This window comes from Ruegeria sp. H3 (assembly GCF_056533095.1).
Genome location: NZ_JBQFOD010000032.1, coordinates 1 through 4,645 on the forward strand (window position 1 = coordinate 1; position 4,645 = coordinate 4,645).

The 4,645-nt window shown below is 52.5% G+C and carries 6 protein-coding genes; 3 read left to right on the forward strand and 3 right to left on the reverse strand.

The genetic code is table 11. From position 1 onward, the window contains the following. Positions 1–329: 329 nt before the first annotated feature. Complete coding sequence (locus ACR0JE_RS19515; protein WP_480865344.1) at positions 330–782, reverse strand: Lrp/AsnC family transcriptional regulator; 453 nt, start codon at positions 780–782, stop codon at positions 330–332. A gap of 266 nt (positions 783–1,048) precedes the next feature. On the opposite strand from ACR0JE_RS19515, the gene ACR0JE_RS19520 reads away from it, so the two are divergent. Further along, on the forward strand, positions 1,049–1,729 hold the full coding sequence (locus tag ACR0JE_RS19520) for an AzlC family ABC transporter permease (protein ID WP_480865345.1): 681 nt from the start codon (positions 1,049–1,051) through the stop codon (positions 1,727–1,729). Beyond that, on the forward strand, positions 1,726–2,022 hold the full coding sequence (locus ACR0JE_RS19525; RefSeq protein ID WP_480865346.1) for an AzlD domain-containing protein: 297 nt from the start codon (positions 1,726–1,728) through the stop codon (positions 2,020–2,022). Before ACR0JE_RS19520 ends, ACR0JE_RS19525 begins: the two co-directional genes overlap by 4 nt. Positions 2,023–2,227: 205 nt before the next feature. On the opposite strand, the gene ACR0JE_RS19530 is transcribed toward ACR0JE_RS19525, so the two are convergent. Beyond that, complete coding sequence (locus ACR0JE_RS19530; RefSeq protein ID WP_480865347.1) at positions 2,228–3,067, reverse strand: MOSC domain-containing protein; 840 nt, start codon at positions 3,065–3,067, stop codon at positions 2,228–2,230. Positions 3,068–3,120: 53 nt separating this feature from the next. Next, positions 3,121–3,411 carry a DUF1330 domain-containing protein gene (locus tag ACR0JE_RS19535; RefSeq protein WP_480865348.1) on the reverse strand — a complete coding sequence of 97 codons (291 nt, stop codon included), beginning with the start codon at positions 3,409–3,411 and terminating at the stop codon, positions 3,121–3,123. A 228-nt stretch (positions 3,412–3,639) separates the two neighbouring features. Here ACR0JE_RS19535 and ACR0JE_RS19540 point away from each other — a divergent pair, with 228 nt between their 5' ends. After that, positions 3,640–4,521, forward strand: coding sequence for a LysR family transcriptional regulator (locus ACR0JE_RS19540; RefSeq protein ID WP_480865349.1), 882 nt, complete (start codon positions 3,640–3,642; stop codon positions 4,519–4,521). The last annotated feature ends 124 nt before the right edge of the window (positions 4,522–4,645 follow it).

Sequence of the window (4,645 nt, forward strand, 5' to 3'; positions counted from 1 at the left end):
GCTCTTGCCGAGTGGCGTTAGCTTTGTTCCGGATAGGTTCGCGGTTTCCGCGGCAAACTGAGACTGGTTCGAATTCGTCTGACAGCACCGGAGGGCGTTAAAGCAATGAGTTCCAATTTTAAAGGATTCTTGGCGTGTAGGTGCCAGTCTATAGTCGGCTGTTTTCCTGCAAATGAACTGCACGCATTTCACTATATCGCTTGCGCCAACGGCAATGGGTTTGCTGCACAACACTGATCTGTCTGATCGCACTCTGGCGCAGCACGCCCCAAAAGCTGTTTTTGGTTTTTCAACGGTAGGCATCACGCGGTGTGGCTACGACTACCCAGTCACCGCTTGTCCCATACTTTGTACTCACGCATCGAAACCATTGTTTTGTAGCCGGATACAGGGCTGTCATTCATGTAGGCTGTTACGAACTCGTCAAATTCCGTCATGGACGAGCAATGCAGGATAAGGACGATATCGTCGTCGCCCGTAACCCATAGCATTCTGTTCACAGTCGGGCTTTTTCGAAGGTTGCGACAGAATTCATCCATTGTTTTTGGACTATGCCCTTCGATTGAAAGCAGGACTACAATAACCAGGGGGCGATCTTCGAGTTTGGGAGAAACAATTGCAACTTCGCGCTCGATCGCGCCAATTCTTCGCAACCGCTGCACGCGTCGCAGACAAGCAGCCGGAGATAAGCCGACATCACCGGAAAGCTGATCGCCGGTCCGACGACTGTCCACCTTCATAAGCGCAAGAATGCGCCTGTCGAATTCATCAAATTCTTCCATAGTTCGACACCCAATAAACGACTCTGCTGCGGAAATCTCGCAGAGATCGCGAGTGGATGCGAGATTTTAGTGCGGCAGCAGTGCGTTTTACGAGTTCGCCGCTTCGGCAATTGTTAGGTCTTGTTTGCGAAAATAATGGAGACAAACAGGATGACTTTTGGACCAAATGGCAAACCATTGAAAGGTCGAGACCGGGATAAATGGGCTTTTCTCGTACTCTCGCGGCTATGGCTCACCAAGCTTTGCGGCGTTGCAGGCGTTCGCACATGAAACGCGGCGCGATTGCCATTCTGCCGCTTGCACTGGCTGCATCGTTCTATGGGTTCGCATTCGGGATTCTGGCTGCACAAGCAGGGTTCACCTGGTGGAGTGTGGGCGTACTTAGTGCTTCCGTGTATGCAGGATCATCGCAGATCGTCGCCGTCGAACAGTTATCCACAACCGGCTCGGTTATTGCAGCGATCATCGCGGGGGCGGCGCTCAATCTACGCTATATTGCAATTGTTGCGTCTCTGTCAGAGGTGCTGGACGGTCTTTCCATCAAACAAAAACTTCTCGCCATCCATCTGGTCAGTGATGAAAACTGGGCACTGACGATGGCGCAACGGGAAAGATCACCCGAAGTTGGAGCGGCATTTCTTTATGGTTCTGGCCTCGTTATGATAGGTGTATGGGTCTTGTCCACCATGATGGGCGCTGAGGTCGGGAACGCGCTGCCTGGCCTGGAGCGCTACGGAATTGGCTTTGCGTTCACGGCTGCATTTATAGCGATGACTTATGGGCTCTGGCAAAGAAAGTCTCAGTTACTGCCATGGTTGACAGCGGCAGTATTCGCCTTGGGAGCCTGCAGTATTGGTATCTCTTCTGCATTTGGAATTTTGGCCGGCGCCTTCGCAGGGTTGGTCGCAATTTATCTTCAGAAAGTTCTGCAGGAGGAGCACCCATGACCTCGGTTCATTTGCATCTTATCGGATTTCTGGCGATAGCGACGATAACGGTCAGAGTATCAGGGCTTGTTGCTGGCCAACGGATTCGACGGTCCAATCATTCCTGGGTCCTGAAGGAGCTTCCTGGGTTGATCCTTGTCAGTCTGGTTGCGGTATCGCTGGCAAATGAATCTGTGGTTGGTTGGATTTCGGCGGTGGCTGCTCTTGCAGCAACCTATTTGACGAAAAACGTGGTCATGGCGATGTTGTTTGGCGTGCTGGTTTTCAATGGCGTCGGCGTCTTTATCGGCTGAAGTCTGAACCAACCTTTCAAACGAAGGCCGCGATAAAGCCTCGCGATGAATCTTTAGCCAAGGTCCGTATTGAGCCGCTCGTATCGGCACGAACTTTACTGACTTATAAGCTGCTACGGGTACTTCAAAATTGGCAAATTGCCCAGACTAGTTATGGCTCAATGGGCATCAATTGTTCCGTTCGCCCAGCTCATCGTCACTCGCTTCAATTATTAGTATCGGGAGTAATACTGTCGCCCTGTCTTATCTCGCCATCCTCCAGGATATCGGCTCTTAAGCCGCCACGATGAACAAGACCTCGGAGCATGCCGGTCGGCGTCGTTCTTTGCAGCCATGCGCACGGTTCAGCCAGTCGAGATCCCTGGCACAGGATGCCGCCAACCCGAAAGCGTTGACCCATTAAGGCGTTGAGATCGATACCGCGCGTCACAATGTTCCTTCGCGCGTCCACTGCCGACATCTCGACCTCGTGTTCCGATGCCAAATACTCAATTGCTTCTGCTTCAATGAGCGTGAGAGCCTGGCCCCAACGGCCTTCGCACTGGAAGTGTCCCTTTCCGAGTGCGTAGCGGTCGCCGTCAATGCCGACGCCTGCAATAAGGCGCGCCGATGACAGCAATTCTCCGGGTGCGCCGGAGTCTGCAAACCGGAAAATTGCTTCGATGGTCCCTTGCTTTTCATCGCGGCTGGGCAGAGCCAATGCAGGGGGGGCGATGACCCAACCCTCCAAGACATCTCCACATCCACTCATGATTCCTTCTGGCACCCAGGCCACACCGGATGGCGTACCCGCCATCGCAACATACCCATCACCGCCCTCAAGTCTCCCGATCCACCATCCGGCCCATTGAAAACACTCGGGCGCGCGGACAGGGATAAGAGCAAGGTTTTGAGCGGCCAGCCAGTAACCGATTTTCTCTAGCCCAAGGTCATCGGGCGCAGCGGGAATTTCGTTCAAATCAGCGCCCAGAATTTGGGCCAAACAATCCGAAAAAGACTTGTTTTCGGAGGACCGGGTAGGGGATGGGAAAGATGTCTTTTTCATAGCTGAAGATATCCAATCTTAGATCATAAACGACGAAAAACTCCGAGCCAGCGTCAGGAAACACCTTCCGCGATCAGAAAATCTGCATCTGCATTTGCTTGCCTGATGGTGCGCGCAGCGCTGTATTCGGGAGAGTTGTAGCATGCCAATGCCGTGTCGAAGTCCTTGAACTCAACCACCACATTTCGGTCACGTGAGGCACCTTCAAGGGCGACGTATCGACCTCCACGCACGTGGAATTTTGCATCGAACTTTTCAAAAGCCTCTCGCGCGGCTTCAAGATACTTGGGATATTCACTGTTGTTGTGTACGGTTACCCGCACAATCCAATACCCTTTTGGCATTTTTTTCCTCTTTTGATTTAATGTATTATGGCGCTTGCAGGGGCGATCATGTGTACGTTTGCATTGGGTGAAATGTGGATCTGGCTTTCCAGGACATGTGCGGGGTCTTGGTTGTCCATTTCGTTCTCCTCAAACTCGAGATGTGGCTTTCCTTGCGTTCTAGTGCAGTGGTGCCATCGATAAAAACGAGTTATTTTGATCTAAAAGATCGATCTTGGAGATGGATGGATGGAGCTTTCTGATTTGCGGGTTCTTCGCGCGGTCGTGCACGAGGGCGGCGTAACACGCGCTGCAGAGCGTCTGGGTCGCGTGCAATCCGCAGTTACAAGCCGCATCCAGCAACTTGAGGATCGATTGGAGACGACTCTCTTTATCCGACAAGGTCGTAAAATGGTTCTTACCCCGGCTGGCAGGATTCTGATGGAGTATGCCGAGCGACTTCTGGCGCTGGCTGAAGAAGCAGAGGACGCACTGCATTCTGACAAGCCAACAGGCGTCCTGCGTATCGGATCGATGGAAAGCACTGCGGCGGTTCGCCTCCCCGGACCGCTTGCTACTTTTTCCGAACGTTTTCCCAGTGTCACTTTGGAGATGCAGACTGGCAATCCTGTCATGCTTCTGGATGCATTGATGCAGGGTGAGATCGATGCAGCCTTTATCGCAGAGCCTGTTCCGGAGAAGCGATTTGACCAGATGACCGCTTTCACGGAAACGCCGGTCCTCGTGACGTCGGATACATACGCGCCGATTGGAGGTAAGAATGGCTGCCCTCGAACCGTGTTGGTTTTTGAGCATGGATGCCCACATCGCAAGCTTCTTGAGCAATGGTTTGCGCAACAAGAGGATTTTCCTGAGCGCACAATCCAAATGGGTTCGTACCATGCCATGTTGGGCTGCGTACTGGCTGGAATGGGTGCGGCACTCGTACCTTACAGCGTCATTGATACATTTCCATCGGCTCGTAGGCTGCGGGTCACGCATCTGCCGGAAGGGAGCAACACGTTGCAAACAAAGCTGGCGTGGCCGAAGGGTAAATTGTCACCCAATGTCGCAGCGCTAAAGGGCGCCGTTAAAGAACATTGCAACAAACCCCGAAACTTGGATCAATAATAGAGTGTTTAGAAGAGAACGGCTTCGGAGACCTTAGGTTCTGGACCCATTAATTTGGTTGCCGTCATCTCGGCTGCGTGATTCAAACCCCTGAGTTTCAGGGGTATAACATGAGTAATCTATT